17 protein-coding genes are annotated in these 15,630 nt (G+C 33.9%); 9 read left to right on the forward strand and 8 right to left on the reverse strand.

The genetic code is table 11. From position 1 onward, the window contains the following. Positions 1–28 precede the first annotated feature (28 nt). Positions 29–250: a hypothetical protein gene (locus tag OZP12_RS06755; protein ID WP_281228294.1), complete on the forward strand. Its 222-nt coding sequence runs from the start codon at positions 29–31 to the stop codon at positions 248–250. Positions 251–714: 464 nt separating this feature from the next. Here the strand turns inward: OZP12_RS06755 and OZP12_RS06760 are convergent, their stop codons facing one another. The 5 genes from OZP12_RS06760 to OZP12_RS06780 form a co-directional block, all read right to left on the reverse strand. Beyond that, positions 715–1,947 (reverse strand): hypothetical protein, encoded by a 1,233-nt coding sequence (locus OZP12_RS06760; protein ID WP_281228295.1) that lies wholly within the window; start codon positions 1,945–1,947, stop codon positions 715–717. A 273-nt stretch (positions 1,948–2,220) separates the two neighbouring features. Further along, positions 2,221–3,639 (reverse strand): SDR family oxidoreductase, encoded by a 1,419-nt coding sequence (locus OZP12_RS06765; RefSeq protein ID WP_281228296.1) that lies wholly within the window; start codon positions 3,637–3,639, stop codon positions 2,221–2,223. Positions 3,640–3,643: 4 nt separating this feature from the next. After that, positions 3,644–4,327, reverse strand: coding sequence for an SDR family NAD(P)-dependent oxidoreductase (locus OZP12_RS06770; RefSeq protein ID WP_281228298.1), 684 nt, complete (start codon positions 4,325–4,327; stop codon positions 3,644–3,646). A gap of 15 nt (positions 4,328–4,342) precedes the next feature. After that, positions 4,343–5,650, reverse strand: a complete 1,308-nt coding sequence (locus OZP12_RS06775; protein ID WP_281228299.1) for an ABC1 kinase family protein — start codon at positions 5,648–5,650, stop codon at positions 4,343–4,345. Continuing rightward, positions 5,650–6,309, reverse strand: coding sequence for a TetR family transcriptional regulator C-terminal domain-containing protein (locus tag OZP12_RS06780; RefSeq protein ID WP_281228300.1), 660 nt, complete (start codon positions 6,307–6,309; stop codon positions 5,650–5,652). The genes OZP12_RS06775 and OZP12_RS06780 overlap by 1 nt, the downstream gene beginning before the upstream one ends. 119 nt (positions 6,310–6,428) lie before the next feature. Between OZP12_RS06780 and OZP12_RS06785 the strand changes: the two genes are divergently transcribed. Then, positions 6,429–7,364: a TIGR01777 family oxidoreductase gene (locus OZP12_RS06785; RefSeq protein ID WP_281228301.1), complete on the forward strand. Its 936-nt coding sequence runs from the start codon at positions 6,429–6,431 to the stop codon at positions 7,362–7,364. Between the two features lie 76 nt (positions 7,365–7,440). Here OZP12_RS06785 and OZP12_RS06790 read toward each other — a convergent pair whose 3' ends face one another. From OZP12_RS06790 to OZP12_RS06800, 3 genes are all read right to left on the reverse strand, one after another. After that, complete coding sequence (locus OZP12_RS06790; RefSeq protein WP_281228302.1) at positions 7,441–7,980, reverse strand: YceI family protein; 540 nt, start codon at positions 7,978–7,980, stop codon at positions 7,441–7,443. Between the two features lie 142 nt (positions 7,981–8,122). Beyond that, entirely contained in the window at positions 8,123–8,671 is a 549-nt protein-coding gene (locus OZP12_RS06795; RefSeq protein ID WP_281229030.1) for an acyl-CoA thioesterase, read from the reverse strand. A gap of 54 nt (positions 8,672–8,725) precedes the next feature. Beyond that, positions 8,726–10,099, reverse strand: a complete 1,374-nt coding sequence (locus tag OZP12_RS06800; RefSeq protein ID WP_281228303.1) for a DNA recombination protein RmuC — start codon at positions 10,097–10,099, stop codon at positions 8,726–8,728. Positions 10,100–10,274: 175 nt separating this feature from the next. Between OZP12_RS06800 and OZP12_RS06805 the strand changes: the two genes are divergently transcribed. From OZP12_RS06805 to OZP12_RS06835, 7 genes are all read left to right on the forward strand, one after another. Further along, complete coding sequence (locus tag OZP12_RS06805; protein WP_281228304.1) at positions 10,275–11,138, forward strand: protease complex subunit PrcB family protein; 864 nt, start codon at positions 10,275–10,277, stop codon at positions 11,136–11,138. Between the two features lie 76 nt (positions 11,139–11,214). After that, positions 11,215–11,676 (forward strand): hypothetical protein, encoded by a 462-nt coding sequence (locus tag OZP12_RS06810; protein ID WP_281228305.1) that lies wholly within the window; start codon positions 11,215–11,217, stop codon positions 11,674–11,676. A gap of 116 nt (positions 11,677–11,792) precedes the next feature. Then, positions 11,793–12,026 carry a hypothetical protein gene (locus OZP12_RS06815; RefSeq protein WP_281228306.1) on the forward strand — a complete coding sequence of 78 codons (234 nt, stop codon included), beginning with the start codon at positions 11,793–11,795 and terminating at the stop codon, positions 12,024–12,026. A 158-nt stretch (positions 12,027–12,184) separates the two neighbouring features. Next, entirely contained in the window at positions 12,185–12,730 is a 546-nt protein-coding gene (locus tag OZP12_RS06820; RefSeq protein WP_281228307.1) for an RNA polymerase sigma factor, read from the forward strand. 31 nt (positions 12,731–12,761) lie between these two features. Beyond that, the gene (locus tag OZP12_RS06825) at positions 12,762–14,318 is read left to right on the forward strand and encodes a hypothetical protein (protein ID WP_281228308.1); all 1,557 of its coding nucleotides are present in this window, start codon (positions 12,762–12,764) and stop codon (positions 14,316–14,318) included. Between the two features lie 179 nt (positions 14,319–14,497). After that, a complete protein-coding gene (locus OZP12_RS06830; RefSeq protein ID WP_281228309.1) occupies positions 14,498–15,100 on the forward strand; it encodes a pseudouridine synthase in 603 nt (200 codons plus the stop codon). 56 nt (positions 15,101–15,156) lie between these two features. After that, positions 15,157–15,612: a tRNA (cytidine(34)-2'-O)-methyltransferase gene (locus tag OZP12_RS06835; RefSeq protein ID WP_281228310.1), complete on the forward strand. Its 456-nt coding sequence runs from the start codon at positions 15,157–15,159 to the stop codon at positions 15,610–15,612. The last annotated feature ends 18 nt before the right edge of the window (positions 15,613–15,630 follow it).

A 15,630-nucleotide genomic window follows, 5' to 3' on the forward strand; every position in this document is an offset into this window, starting at 1 on the left:
TAATGCTCTTACTATCGGGGGAGTTCCTATGATTTTGATAGGAGCTCCTATAGTTTTGGTAGGATCTCCTATGATTTTGGTAGGTGTTCCTATAGTTTTGGTAGGCGTTCCTATAGTTTTGGTAGGTGTTCCTATGATTTTGATAGGCGTTCCTATAGTTTTGGTAGGATCTCCTATGATTTTGGTAGGCGTTCCTATGATTTTGATAGGAGCTCCTATAGTTTTGGTAGGAGCTCAGGTTACAAAATAAGCACCGCCTTTTTCTTTACCCAAGCGATAGCGAACAGGCGAAGCAAATTTATATTTTCTGCTCATTTGTCTTTTTGTTAAATATAATTATTCATAAAACAAAAACTACAACTTTTTAGGGTTGTAGTTTTTGTTTTGCCTGCTTATGATTGTGGGTACGAGTGTGACACTCGCACTAGCCTTGTTGTTGCCTAGTGCTCGGACTAGCGGGGGTCTTTGTAAAATAGCACACAACGTCAGTTGTCTAATGACCTCCGTTTTTAATTTTTATATTCGGTCCCCTGTCTTTGAAAAATCTCAAATAAGCAATTCTCAGAAGCTTGATATAGGTTTTTAGACAGTTTGACGTTCCGGCGCTTGGCGAGGCTGCGAGCTTCGGAACCGATTATTTTCTGTTAAAGATAAAATTTCTTACAAAATGTAAACGTAATTTACTACAAAATTCGCAATCTTGCCAAACGCCTGTTAACTGTCTGTTTCTTTAGTTTTGTTTTCTTCATCTGATTGAGGTTCATCAATTATAATTCCGTCAATTTGATTCTTAAAAACACCTTTTCCAATTAATTGCTGAATAGCTATAGAAACTAATTTATTTGATATTCCAAGTTCAGATGCTACCTTTTTATGAACTCCAGTTTCCCAAGGTTGTGGAGGTAGTTTTTCTTTAATTGTTAAAATGATTTTTTCATCAAGAAACCTTGGCTCAGATATTGTCTCAGGCTTAGGAACTCTATATTTATGAAACTCTGCTTTTATTTGTTTGTGAATCACTCCCTTTTTTATAATTCTAATAAATGCATTTATTTGTCTTTCTGTTCCAGATATTTGTATTTCAAACTTATTTGTCTCAATTTGTCTTTTTGTGTCTAAGATGTTGCTAAACATTGAAAATTCGTCACCTCCCCAAAACTCAAAATTTGGCTCAAAATATTTTATTTCATCTTTAAGTATTTCAATTGTAATTTTATTTTTAGCCTCAACAATTTTCTCTTTTATTTTATCAGATTTTAACCCGTTTTTTAACTTATATTTTACTTGTGTAAAAACAAGTTCAGAGAAATCTTTAAAATCTTTAACACAATCTATTAGGTAAGTTTCGTCAATTGATATAGTTTGACTTTTTGTTTTGTATTTTACTCTATATTGTTGATCAGTTCTACCTAAACGATGAACCAGAATATGTCTTCTTTCATGATATTCTTCCATTTTACTTTTACCTGGAGCAAAACTTGATAAATCAATATCAAAATGTTTTTTGTAATATTTGATTATGTCATTAAAGCCTCCACTTGTAAGCTTTCTACATTCTTTATTTATTATTTTATTAAAAATGTCAGCAGGAGAATGAATTGATAATAATTCTGCTTGTGTAAATTGAATCATTATATCTTGTTTTTTGAAAGGCTCTTTTGTGTCAATGAAGATGTCTCGAATTAAATCAACTAAAAATACCTCCAAAGCAGAAACAATCCTTACATAAACAGTTTCTGAAAGGTTTTTACGATTTTCAATTTTTGCCCTCTTTTTATGTTTGTAGAAAGTTGGTTGTTTTACATTTAATCCTAATTCAATAAATTCACTTTTGTTTTTTCGCCATTTCCATAAAAGTTCATCTGTTTGTTCGTAAGCATAAATAGTAGCTTTATAAAAAGCTAAAAGCCTATTAATTTCATGCGTAAATTGTATATATGCTTTCATGTTTTTAGATTCAGTTGTGAAATAGCAGCTAACTCATTTATACTAGCCATAAAATGGCGCATATACACCCAAATAGGTTTGATTGGCGCAATTCGCTGGTGTATTATATTTTTGTGAAAATAATAAAAATAGTTTTACAAATCAGCAAATGGACTTTTAATTTGTTGCTAATTTTTCGTACGAACGACAGATGGGTTTTAGGAGTTTTATTGCTGTTGTGTATGCGTGGCACGCCCAAATTAATTTAGAAAGGATTTGTTTATTTGAACGAAATTATGAAATTAGCCTATGGAGCATTCCTTTAAAAATAAATCCGTGAAAAGGTAAAACGGAATACCAATACAATTTTCCCCAAATTCCGTCGGGTCTAAAAGTAGCCGATTGGTACAGGGTATTGTTGATGATTTTGAATTCCAGCCAAGCTTCGCCGGGTAGTTTCATTTCGGCATAGAGAATGAGTTTGCCTTCTTTTTTGTTGGCATACAAAACCCGCCAAAAATCTAATGCATCACCCGCGTGAATGTCGTGTTTGTTGGTGCGCCCTCTTCTCGAACCTACGCCTCCAAAAAGTTTGTCGATAAATCCACGCAATTCCCAAAGCCAATCGCCGTAATACCAACCGGTTTCACCGCCAATCGACCAAATTTGGTTAATGGTAAATTCGCGGTTTTGGATTTCCATTTTTCTTCGGTCGATAAAGCAGTCTTTCTTGGGGACTTTGAGATAATCGCTTACGTTGCCTACAAATTGACCGCTAATCATGGAATCTTTCCAACTCGAAGCGATATCATCATTGTCTATTTTGACTAAAGCTTTGGATAAAGCCAATTCATAAGACATGGGGGTGATATTCAAAATTGAATTGATGCTGTTGTCTCGGCAAATGACTTCGACTTTCATGCTGCTTACCAATGCAGAAGCTAATTTATAAGAGGTTGAGGTTACAAAGTACAGCCAATATGAGGATAATTTGGGTGTCATTACGGGGATAGTGTAAATATACCTTTTGAGGTGAATTGCTTTGGCAAAACCTAGAAGCATTTCTTTGTAAGTGAGGATATCGGGGCCACCGATATCGAAACTTTGGTTGTATGTTGATGGATTTAAAAGTGATTTTGTCAAAAAATCCAAAACGTCGCCAATAGCTATGGGCTGGCATTTGGTATTGAGCCATTTTGGTGTAATCATTACAGGTAATTTTTGAACTAAATCCCGAATGATTTCAAAAGAGGCACTACCGGAACCTACTATGATTCCTGCTCTCAATGTAGTCGTGGCAAAAATTCCTGTGTTCAAAACATCTTCTACGGCTTTTCGTGAGGATAGGTGTTTGGAAAGTGATTGGTCATTGACAATTCCGCTTAAATAAATGATTTGTTTGGCATCTGTCAGATTGATTCTATCAACAAAATTTTTAGCCGAAATATGTTCCAATTCATCATAATTGTTAGCCGAACCCGACATGGAATGGATTAAATAATAAGCGGTGTCGATGTCTTTGGGGATCTTTTCCAAAGTTTCTTTTTTTAAGAAATCAACTTCAATAATTTGTATGTTTTTTTCAAATTCTTTTGGACAAAAAAAACGCTGTTTGTCCCGAACACAACAAATAACATGATGACCTTGTTCTACCAAAATAGGTAAAAGCCGTTTGCCTACGTATCCTGTTGTGCCTGTTAAAAGAATTTGCATCTCATTACAATTTAAAACTTACGATTCCATAATCCATTTCAAAAATTTGTCCCGAAATGGATTTGGCATTTTCGGAGATTAAGTAATTGGCCATTTCGGCAACTTCATTGGGTTTTAGGTAATTTTTCATCGGATGGCGTTCCATCATGTTTTCTTTCATGCGGTCGTTCCTAAGAATATTTGCAGAAAGCGAAGTTTCGGTGATGGTTGGAGCAATGGCATTCACTCGAACCACCGAAGCCAATTCGGCACCTAGGGATTTTACCAGACCTTCAATTCCTGCTTTTGCGGTAGCGATACTGGCGTGAAAAGGCATTCCCAGTTTGGCCGCAACGGTGCTGAATAATACAATGGACGGATTATTTCCTTTTTTAAGGGCGGGTAAATATTTCTGAATCGCTTTTACAGCGCCAATGACGTTGATTTCAAAATCATTTCTAAAATCGTCAAGATTCAAACTCAAAATAGGTTTTAATGTAATCGAACCGGGGCAATAGATAAGGACATCCACGGGCTCAATTTCGGGTAAGTCATCTTCAAGAACCGAAATGGGATAATGAATTAAATTGGGATGTGTGACATCAGGAGCCGACCTGCTGATGTTATACACTTTGTTGTTTTCCAATTGTTGCAATAGGATAGCACTTCCAATTCCTTTACTTCCGCCTATGATTACTATATTTTGCATTTTTTTTCAAATGAATTATTCGTATTTTTTATACTGATTCACTACGATATTGGCCTTTAAATCAAATAATAGATTATACAGTCCAAAAAAGGTTCTGTTCATATAGATAAAATGTTTGGAACCACGGTTACCGTTCATTTTTTTTAAGTTGGTGTCTTTTGAAAATCGTTCTCCCAACTGCGCAATATTTTCAAAAAATTCAGCATCCGAAAAATCAAATGTTTCTCCTTGAAACGGTTGAGTAAAAAGGGACAATAAATCATAAAACATCTGGGTGAAATAAAGAATCTCTTCTTGAGAATCATCTGCTCTTAGAATTTCCAGTTGAAAGAGTTTATCATTAAATAATTGTGGATTGTTGAGTATTTTTGGATCAACTAATTCAAAATACGGAATGTAAAAATCATTCGGTATTTTCTTCATGCAGCCAAAATCCAAAGCGACCAATTGATTGCTGTCATTAACCAAAAAATTACCTGGATGCGGATCGGCATGTACTTTTCTCAAAATATGAATTTGATACATATAAAAATCCCATAACGCTTGTCCGAGTTGGTTGCCCAATTCTTGATTTTCGTTTTTGGCGGTAAATTCAGAAAGATGAATTCCTGTCATCCAGTCCATCGTAATAATTTTTTCGGACGAGAACTCGGGGTAGTATTCGGGAAAAAGCAAATGTTCAATTTTTTTGCAAGCTGCAACGATTTCTTGACTTTGTTGAAGTTCCAGTAAATAATTGGTTTCTTCAATCAGTTTATCTTCGACTTCTTTAAAATACTTATCAGAGTCTTTGCCTTGCAGATTAAACATTCGGATCGCAATGGGTTTTACAAGGGCCAAATCTGATGAAATACTATTGGCAACACCTGGATATTGAATTTTTACGGCCAGTTTTTTACCGTTTTTTACAGCAATATGCACTTGACCAATACTGGCTGCATTGACCGAATTGGGATTGAACTCATCAAAAATTTCATTAGGGGTTTTTCCCAAGTTGGTTTTAAAGGTTTTCAAAACTAATGGAGCCGAAAGCGGCGGTACCGAAAACTGAGACAAGGAAAATTTCTCAACATAAGCCTGTGGCAGGAAACTTTTGTCCATACTCAGCATTTGAGCGACTTTGAGTGCACTTCCTTTTAAACTCTTCAAACCATCGTAAATGTCTTCGGCATTATTTTCGTTGAGTTTGTCCCGACTCAAATCAGAATTGACTATTTTTTCCCCATAATATTTCAAATAATTTACGCCGACTTTAGCACCAGTTTGCACTAGTTTTGATGCTCTTTCAATTTTGGAAGTTGGAATGTAATCTATCGTTTTCATTATTTGCTGTTTATTTTTTCTTTGAAAATAAATTTTCCAAAATCAATTAGACTGTCAATGGGTGTAATGTCAATTAGTTCGAAAGAAACTTTAACCGATTTTTCAATGTAGATATCCGTTTTTTCAAAGGAAGGAGAAGAATCTTCCATCCAAAATTTTAAGGTTAACAGAAATTGAATCCAAAACGATTCTGTTAATACTTTTTCTTGGTATTGCTGTAGTTTTTCAATCTTAATGCGGAAATCATCTGTAATTATTTCGGAAATATAGTCTTTGAATTTATTTCTTAACTCGGATAAAAGCATTAGGTTTTCCAGTTGATTTTGATGTTGTTTCAAAGTCATGACTACGTAACTTCTATTGGCGGTAATTAATTCGAAGAAAGTGAAGTAAAAGCTCAAAAGTTTGGTTTTCATATCGTAACTTTCGTAATTATCATCTTTTTGTAATAGCTCGATTGTTTTATCAAAAAAAACATTGAATATTTCTTTTTCGATACTTTCGAGTGTGCCAAAAAAGGTATAGAATTCGGCTTCTGTAAAGCCATTTACTTTTGAAAAATGAAATACAGACTTTGGTTTTTCATCGTGTTCTAATGTATAGTTCATATACATTGACAGAATAAGGTCTTTGGATAAATTTATTTTTTTAGTTGCCATGTTTTCAAGTTTTATTGGTTCATAAAGGTAATAATGTTTAACTTATTATTAATAATGCTAAACAAAACATTAACTTATATTTGTATAGCTATAATTGATTGCCCCTAATTTTTAAAGTAATGAAAAAGAATGTTTTAATAACAGGTGGAACTGGTTTTGTAGGAAAGTATTTAACAGCAGAATTATTAAAGAAAGGGTATTCCGTTTCGATACTAACAAGAAATAGCAGGCCAGATACGGATGGGGTCTCCTATTATATTTGGGACGTTTCACGTCAGCAAATGGAGGAAGCGGCTATACTCAACACTGACTATATTATTCATTTGGCAGGAGAAAATATTGCCGATAAAAAATGGACATCCAAACGAAAAGAGGAAATCAGGGACAGCAGGATTGATTCTGCGAAATTGATTTACTCCGTTTTGAAAAAGAATAATAAACAGGTTGAGGCTTTTGTTTCGGCGTCGGGGATTGGCTATTATGGAGCCATGAAAGGCGAGGGAATTTGTACCGAAAATACATTGCCAGCAGATGATTTTATTGGAAAGGTTTGTCAGGAATGGGAAAAATCTGCCGATTTGATGGCGGGTTTGGGTATTCGAACCGTAAAAATCAGAACCGGAATGGTTTTGGGAAGAGAAGGAGGAGTTGTAAAGAAACTTGCACCAATTTTTAAGCGAGGACTCGGAAGTGCTTTGGGATCAGGAAAACAATATATGCCTTGGATTCATGTACACGATTTATGCCGAATGTATATTGAAGCAATTGAAAATAAAAATATGTCCGGGGCTTTCAATGCCACTATTAATGACAGTACTACCAATTTGTCTTTTGTCAAAGCTTTGGCTAGTTGTCTTGGGCGCCCATTATGGCTTCCAAATATACCTTCTCTTTTCATCCGAATTGGATTGGGTGAAATGGCAGATATTGTTTTGACAGGGAGGCGAGTTTCTTCGGATAAAATAAAAAAACTAGGTTTTAGATTTCAATTTAAAGGTCTTAAAAAAGCATTGAAAGACTGCTTGAAAACCACATTAGCTGTTAGTAATCAGTAATTAGCAGTTGCGAATAATTTTGAAAAATTGACAGTTGCTAATTACTAATTATTTTTGGTGCTGCTAAAAATATACCTTAGTTTAAAACACAATCAACTTTAGTATTCACCGTTTTTGAAATTTTTGCCACTACCATGTTGGGGATTTCAATTTTGAAATCGTCTGTGTTCAATGCGAAATGCGAGTTGATGCTAATGCCGTTCCCAACTTTTTTAATTGCGGCAATTACGTTAATCATTCTGGTTTGACCGTGAATCGTTATTTTCCCTTTGATTTGAAAATTTTGTTCGGTTTCGTTTATGACTTTCAAATCAAATTTTTCTATAACCCCTTTAAAAATGGCTTTGGAATAACGATCACTTTCCATATAATTGCTGTTGAAATGTTCTTTCATTAAATCTCTTTTGAATTGAAAGTTTTTAATGACAGCTGTAAAAGTGATTTGGCCTTTATCTGGGATTAATGTACAGTTAACAATATCGTTTTTTGCTTCAACAGCCTCAAACAGGGGCACAGAAGCTTCGAAGTAAATTGTACACTTTGAAGTGCTTAATTTTTCTTGGGCAACGATAGGATAAAAGATAGAAAACAGGGCTAATAGAGTAAATTTTTTCATAATCGTCATCTATTAAAGGTTCATCTTAAAGTTACGTTTTTTTTTAAATAATTGTCTTAAAATTGCCCCAAAAAAAGAGCCGATATAAAAAAGAATTGTATTTTTTATATCGGCGCTCTCAGTTTCAGAAACTTAAAAAAATCTAATCCATATCGATTTGGACATTGTATTTTTTTAGGTTTTCGATTGTTTCTTTTGAAGTGTAATTGAAAACTTCCTGGTGTATATCGTGCTCTTTTTTCAAGGCTATTTGTTTTAATGCATTGCAAAAACGTTTGATGTCTTCAAAATTAGAAAGAATCAAACCTGGAACAGGTACGCTGTTCCCTTGGTCATCTTTGGCAACCATTGTGAAATACGAAGAATTACAATGTTTTTTATAACCGGTTTGAATGTTTTCGGCTTCTACACGAATTCCTACAACCATCGAGCTTTTTCCAACATAATTTACTGAGGCTTTCATGGTCACGAGTTCTCCCACTTCGATTGGTTTCAAGAAGTTAACGGTATCTACAGAAGCTGTCACGCAGTAGTTTCCTGAAAATTTGGAACCACAGGCAAAAGCAATTTGATCCAGCAGTGACAAAATGTAACCACCGTGAATTTTTCCGCTAAAATTAGTATGTGAAGGAAGCATTAATACCGAAATGCTCACGTGAGATGATTCAACTGTTTTGTATATTTTTTCCATTGGTTTGATTTCTTCTTTTAGAGGGGAATTTTCCATTTTGTTATATAATTGGTTTTAATTCAAGAGCTTGTTTTCGTCAGCTTCTGCTCTTCTTAAAATATTATCTGGGAGTGCTTTTTTTGCTTTGGCTCCCATTTTTTTGAGTTTTTCTACGCTGGTGATAAGGTTTCCTTTTCCGTCCACGAGTTTGTTCATAGCACCTTGGTATTCCACTTTGCTTTCGTCTATTTTTTTGCCAATTTTTATTAAATCGGCAACAAAACCTTCAAATTTATCATACAAAGCTCCGGCTTGTCTTGCAATTTCAAAGGCGTTTTCTTGCTGTTTTTGGTTGGTCCACATACTGTCGATAGTGCGTAAAGTAGCCAACAGAGTTGATGGAGTAACAATCACGATGTTTTTCTCGAATGCTTTGTTGTATAATGTTGGGTCTTCGTTCAGCGCTATTGCAAATGCAGGTTCCATCGGGATGAACAGCAAAACAAAATCAGGGCTTTCAATTTGGTACAAATCCTGATAATTTTTATTTCCCAATTGCTCTACGTGAAGTTTTATTGAATTGACATGCTCTTTTAAGTAGCGGTTTTTGGTCGTTTCATCGTCATCTTCATTAATGTATTTCTCGTAGGCAGTCAATGAAACTTTAGAATCGACAACCATCTTTTTCCCGTCAGGTAAATTGATTACAACGTCAGGAAATACTCGGCTTCCATCTTCGGTGGTGTGGCTTTGCTGAACATCATATTCACGCCCTTTTTCCAATCCTGATTTTTCGAGTACGCGTTCCAGCACTAATTCACCCCAATTCCCCTGCATTTTGCTGTCGCCTTTCAAAGCTTTGGTCAGGTTGATAGTTTCCTTGCTCATTTGAAGGTTCATTTCGCGTAAACCTAATATCTGTTGACGCAAAGCAGCATGGTAGTCAATGCTTTCTTTGTGGGTATCTTCGACTTTTTTCTCGAAAAGTTGAATTTTATCCTGTAGAGGTGACAAGATGCTTTTTAAGTTTTCTTTGTTTTGCTCAGTAAATTTATTTGACTTTTCGTCCAATATTTTATTGGCAAGATTCTCAAATTCTTTGGTGAATTTTTCCTGAAGCTTTTCTACTTCATCTCTTTGTTCTTTATTTCGTTCCCAAAGATTTTCAAAATCGACTTCCTTTTTGGTGAGTTGAATAGCCAGGCTGTCTTTTTCGTTTCGGATGTTTTCTTTCTCAATATTGGATAATTCCAATTGTTTTTCAAAAGTGTTTTTGTCTGATAAAAACTGTTCTTTTTGTTGGTTTAGCTGTGAATTCAGCGCAATTAGTTTCTCTTCCAGACTAATTTTTTCCGACTGAAAACGTGCCGAAAAAATGATTTTCCCAATAAAGATGCCTATTGCAAAGGCAATTATAAAAACCAATAAAAAAGGAAGTATTGTTGACATAGATTTTCTTTTTAAAAAACGTAAAAGTACGCATTAATACGTAGTACTTATTTTTTAAAAATGAAATTTCACGAATTATTCTAAATCTAAGACTAAATGAACATTTTTTTTAAGTCTCTGCGCAACCTTTTTGTTCGTAAGCCATCTTTACTATATAATCTAATAAAAATATAATATGAAGAATTTAATTTCAATTTTGTTTGTTGTCTTAAGCTTTTATTCTTGTTCGGATTTAGGTGATGAAAATGTTCAAGATTGTGGTGCTGTTAGCAATGTAGCTTATGAGAGTTTTAGTTATTGTGGTACTTTGAAAGAAAGTCCCAAACAACTTTCCTTTGTAATTGTAAATTCTAATGAGGAAATGCAAAAGTTGTTTACAACATGTGAAACTTTTACCGTTGCCTTACCTGATTTTACCCAAAAAAGAATATTAGGACTTTTGGCAGGACCAAAACCATCAAGTGGATATGGCATAAAAATTCAATCAGTACAGGAGGATAATTGCCAGATAACGGTTAATTATTTTGAAACAGAGCCAAAAGATGATGAGGTTGTGCTTACAGTTATTACGTATCCTTCGGATTATATTGTACTTCCAAAATCCAATAAACCTATTTTATTCAGAAAGGTTAATGCCATAGACTATGCAGTTGTGGGAAGTTTTTACGGTTACTGTGTGGGAACTGATTGCCAACAGTTTTTCAGAATAGAAAATGATAAGGTTCTTCGTTATTTAAACGTGAATTACAATTCTTATAATTTCAATCAGTACAGTTATAAAACACTTGGATTCAAAGATGATTTGGCAGCTTTTCTTTTGAAAATCCCAACTGAACTTGCAGCTTTAAAAGGGCAGACAAAAACATTCGGCGCACCCGATTCTCATGATCAAGGAGGAGTATATTTTGAATGGAGTCAAGGAGGTATTGTTACTAAAATATATTTGGATAACGATAATTCCACTGATCAATCTCAAAACGTTATCAATTTTAAGAAAGTGATTCAGGATAAAATAGCTGAATTGAAAACTAAATCATAAGGAGTGAAAAACCAAAAAAGATTTTTGATAATGAACAGTTGACAGAAACTTTAAACAGCCAAACATTTTATAAAGAATGAAAAAATTCAGTTTACTTTTAGTATTATTTTTTATCATTTTTCAAAGTTGCAGAAATGAAGGTGATGACTGTGATAATATACTTTGCTTTACACCACCGCACAGTTTTCAATTTGAAATTATCGATAAGACGACGGGTGAAAATTTATTAACAAACGGAACTTATAAACCTGAAAACATATCGATAAAAAATGTTTTGAACAATAATGAACAAGTAAGTTTTAATGTTATAACTGAAAATAATAGAAATGTTATTGTAATTAATTCAATTGGTTGGAAAACAGAAAAAGTGAATCTTCAAGTTAAAGCAAATGATAATTTAATTTTTAGTTTATATGTTGATGCCGAAAGAAAAAATGAAGAATGTTGCAGTTATACACAATATAATGAAATTAAAATTACAGATTCTGAATTTGAAGTGGATAAGCAAACAGGAATTTATAAGATACTTGTAAAATAAAAAGGATTTGACAATGGCAGTTAGAAGCCATTTGCTGGTTTAGTGCAAATTGAAACCAAATTTTTTGATAAGTTTTTCCTAGCTCTAGCTGAAAAACTTGCTTTGATAAGCAATAAATGGCTTTTAGAATAGGAACGATAAAACCAACATCAATATTTAATACTTACGAAATGGAAAAATTATTATTTATAATTCTTATCGTTCTTACTTTTTGTTCCTGTGTTACTAATAATGCTGGTTTTGATTCAAAATCTCAAAAAGAAATTATGGATAGTTGGGTTTGGAAAATATTTGTTTTTACAGACTTAGGAGAATTTACACCCGCAAAGACAACCAAACAAAATTGGTAAGTGTATAAATCGAAATCCTATTTTTGTAATCTCAATTCTGAAGGTTTGTAAAAATGGAATTTCTTTTTGATCAATTTATAGAGCATTCGAAATCTCAATTATTTTACCAATTTTATCTTTAAGTAAAGGCGACAAATAAAGAGTTTAAAACTTATTTCTTGAAAGAAAACATAGAATCATACATTAAAAAATGTGTCGAAAACGACCGGGAAGCACAACTGAAAATTTATCAGTTGTTTTCTCCTATTTTGTATGGTTTGTGTCTTAAATACATGCGGAATGAGGATGACGCAAAAGACGTTTTTCAGGAGGCATTTGTAATTGCTTTTCAAAAAATGGATCAGTTCAAATTTGAAGGAAGTTTTGAAGGTTGGATCAAACGGATTTTCATCAATAAATTATTGGAAACATTAAAGAAAAAGAAAAAGGATGTATTCTTTCTTGATGTTTTTGAAACCGAGGTCATAGAGGAAGAGGAACTGGAATTGGCTCCAATTGAGCAAGAAAAATTACTAGAATACATTCAGGAATTACCCGATCAATATAGAATGGTTTTCAATTTGTTTATTTTCGAAAAAATGAAGCACAAAGAGATTTCTAAGCTGCTTCAAATTTCGGAAGGAACATCAAAATCTAATTTGAACAGGGCCAAAAGTATTTTGAAAAAGAAAATTTTGGCTGTATCGAATTCCAAAACAGCATGAAAAAATACCACAAAAGAAAATAGTAACAATCATGAAAAATAAAGAAGCAAAATCTATTTTTTCTTCATTGGAAAACTACTCCAGTATTCCGCCTCCCGAATTATGGGATAAAATTGAAGCACAATTAGATGAACCTAAAAAGAAGAAACGAGCCATTATTTGGTGGTCGATTGCTGCTAGTTTAGTAATTGGGTTTTCTGTTCCTGCTGTTTTGTATTTCAATAGTAATCGAGGAAATGGATTTGAACTGAATATTGAAAGCAATACAAATGGAGTTGTTTTGCAAAAGAATTCAAATGAGAAAAACGAAAAGCTGAAAGTGAATAAAAGCCAAAATGAAAATGAAAATCTCAATGGTAAAGAAAATAATCATGACAATTTAAATAGTAATCAAGTAGCGGTTTCAACAGTTTCGAATAATTTTTCAAAAAGCACAAATTTGAATCAGTCTGGAAACAATGGAATGGTTCGAACAGCAACTGGTAAATCTGAATCAAATGAGATAGTTTCAAATCAAAATTCAACTTCAGTTGTTTCTAATTCGGAATCATCAGAAGATAAATCAATTCAGGTTACTAATTCAAATTCTGGTCTTAGTAATAAAAACAATAATAATTCCGCAACAAATCATTCTAACGGAATCGCAGAAAATACTATTTCAAAAGCGGCATCAATTAGCCAATCCAATGCCAGTGAAAAATCTTTAGTAAGCAATCAAAACAGTGATTTTTCAGGCTCGAATAACAATAAAAAAGGAATTGTAGATAACACAACTTCAAAAGATTCTTTGGCCAAAATCAATTCCGAAGTGGCGCAATTGGAGAAGGTTTTGGCAAAATCTGATAAAGATAAAACCGAGAAAAAAGAGGCACCAAAAAACAGCGATAAATGGTCACTCCAAGTTTTTGCAGGTGTTACAAGTTCTCAGAATTTTAATAATGAAAAAACTTTGGGAAACACCGTTGCTTCAAAACAGTCCAGCGGTTATGGTGTAAAAACGAATTACAAGTTAAACAAAAAATGGGGCGTAAGTTCAGGTTTTAAAATCAATGAATTGGGACAAAAAATAGCTGGAGTATCTTATTACAATAATCAGCAACAGGCTAGCAGCGTTGCGGGTTATGTGCCACTAAGCAATGCTATTTACACGCCTAGCTCATCGACCAATTATCAGTTGGTAGCTATTTCAAATAATTCAGAATATCTTTTTGCTGCCGATCCGAAAAGTAATGTTGGCATGGAAAAAGGAGATGTGACACAAAATTTGAAGTATTTCGAAATGCCGTTGGAGGTTTCTTATTCGCTTTTGAGCAAAAAGAAAACTAATATTATCATGAATACAGGTGGTTTTGTTGGCAAATTAATTTCCAATGATATTGCCCTGAATGGAACTTCAATAGGAGAAAATAAAAACGTAAATAACTTTGTTTACGGGACTTTATTGAGCAGTACAATGCAATACGAATTCTTTAAAAAGACTTATTTTTTCATTGAACCTGGGATGAATTATTACATCAATCCGTTAGAAAACCAATCTTTTAATCAATTCCAATGGATGTTTAATTTTGGCCTGAATGTTAAATTTTAGGAGCAAAAACATTTGGCATTTTAGGGAGCATGGTACCTGCTGTCCGCTATATCTTTGTGTCCAAACCCTGGACACAAAGGATGCCGCTTCCATCAGGGCTAAAAGCAAACATCTTGCTTTTTTGCTGTGAAAATTGCTGAAACAAATGGCTATCTTTGCATTCTCAAAATAAAGACAGAATGTCCCATCACCATTTCTTACTTCACAAACCTTACGGTTATTTAAGTCAGTTTATTTACGAATTGAAGCGCAAGAAAAAACTCTTGGGAGAATTATATGATTTCCCAGAAGGAACAATGGCAATCGGTCGGCTCGATGAAGATTCGGAAGGTTTACTTTTATTGACCACCGACGGGAAAATGAGCGAAATCATCCGAAGTAAAAAAGTCGATAAAGAATATTATGTGCAAGTTGATGGCATTATTACTCAAGATGCCATTGAGCAGTTGAAAAAAGGTGTCGAAATTGGTTTTAACGGAACAAAATACAAAACCAAACCTTGCGAAGCTTTTATTGTAAACGAAATTCCTAATTTTGGAGCAAGAGGCAAAAAGATTCGGGACGAACGACATGGCCCAACTTCCTGGGCTTCTATTACGGTCAATGAGGGGAAATTCAGGCAAGTGCGTAAAATGACGGCAGCAGTTGGTTTTCCAACTCTGAGATTAGTAAGAGTGAGAATAGGAAATGTATATTTGAATAATCTGCAGGCCGGAGAAGTGGAAGAAGTTGAGAACTTCAATATCAATGACAATTTCAATGTTGAAAGTCAAACAATCTAAATAGTACTGATTCCCATCTGCAATCAAAAATCGTTAATCAAAAATCAAAAATCATAATGCTAAACATCGTTCTCGTAGAACCTGAAATACCAAATAATACCGGAAATATAGGCCGTTTGTGCGTAGGTACTGAAAGCCGACTACATTTAATCCATCCTTTTGGTTTTGTAATCAATGATAAAAACCTAAAACGTTCCGGACTTGATTACTGGGTGCATCTAGATGTCACCGAATACCAAAATGTCGAAGAATGGATGCAGCAAATTCCAGATAAATCAAGGGTTTTCCTGATGAGTTCCCATGCTTCTACATCAATTTATGACGCAAAATTTCAAGACGGGGATTGGCTGGTTTTTGGAAAGGAAAGTGTTGGTTTAAGCCCCGAAGTTATGGTATTGTTTGAAAATTATTTGACTATTCCGATGTCATCGTTAATCAGAAGTTTTAATATCGCCAATTCCGTTGCCTTTGTTGTTGGTGAAGCGAAGAGGCAGATTGGATTGAATCTCTAGTGTTAAGCGTTTAGATTC

The organism is Flavobacterium aquiphilum (genome assembly GCF_027111335.1).
Taxonomy (GTDB): domain Bacteria; phylum Bacteroidota; class Bacteroidia; order Flavobacteriales; family Flavobacteriaceae; genus Flavobacterium; species Flavobacterium aquiphilum.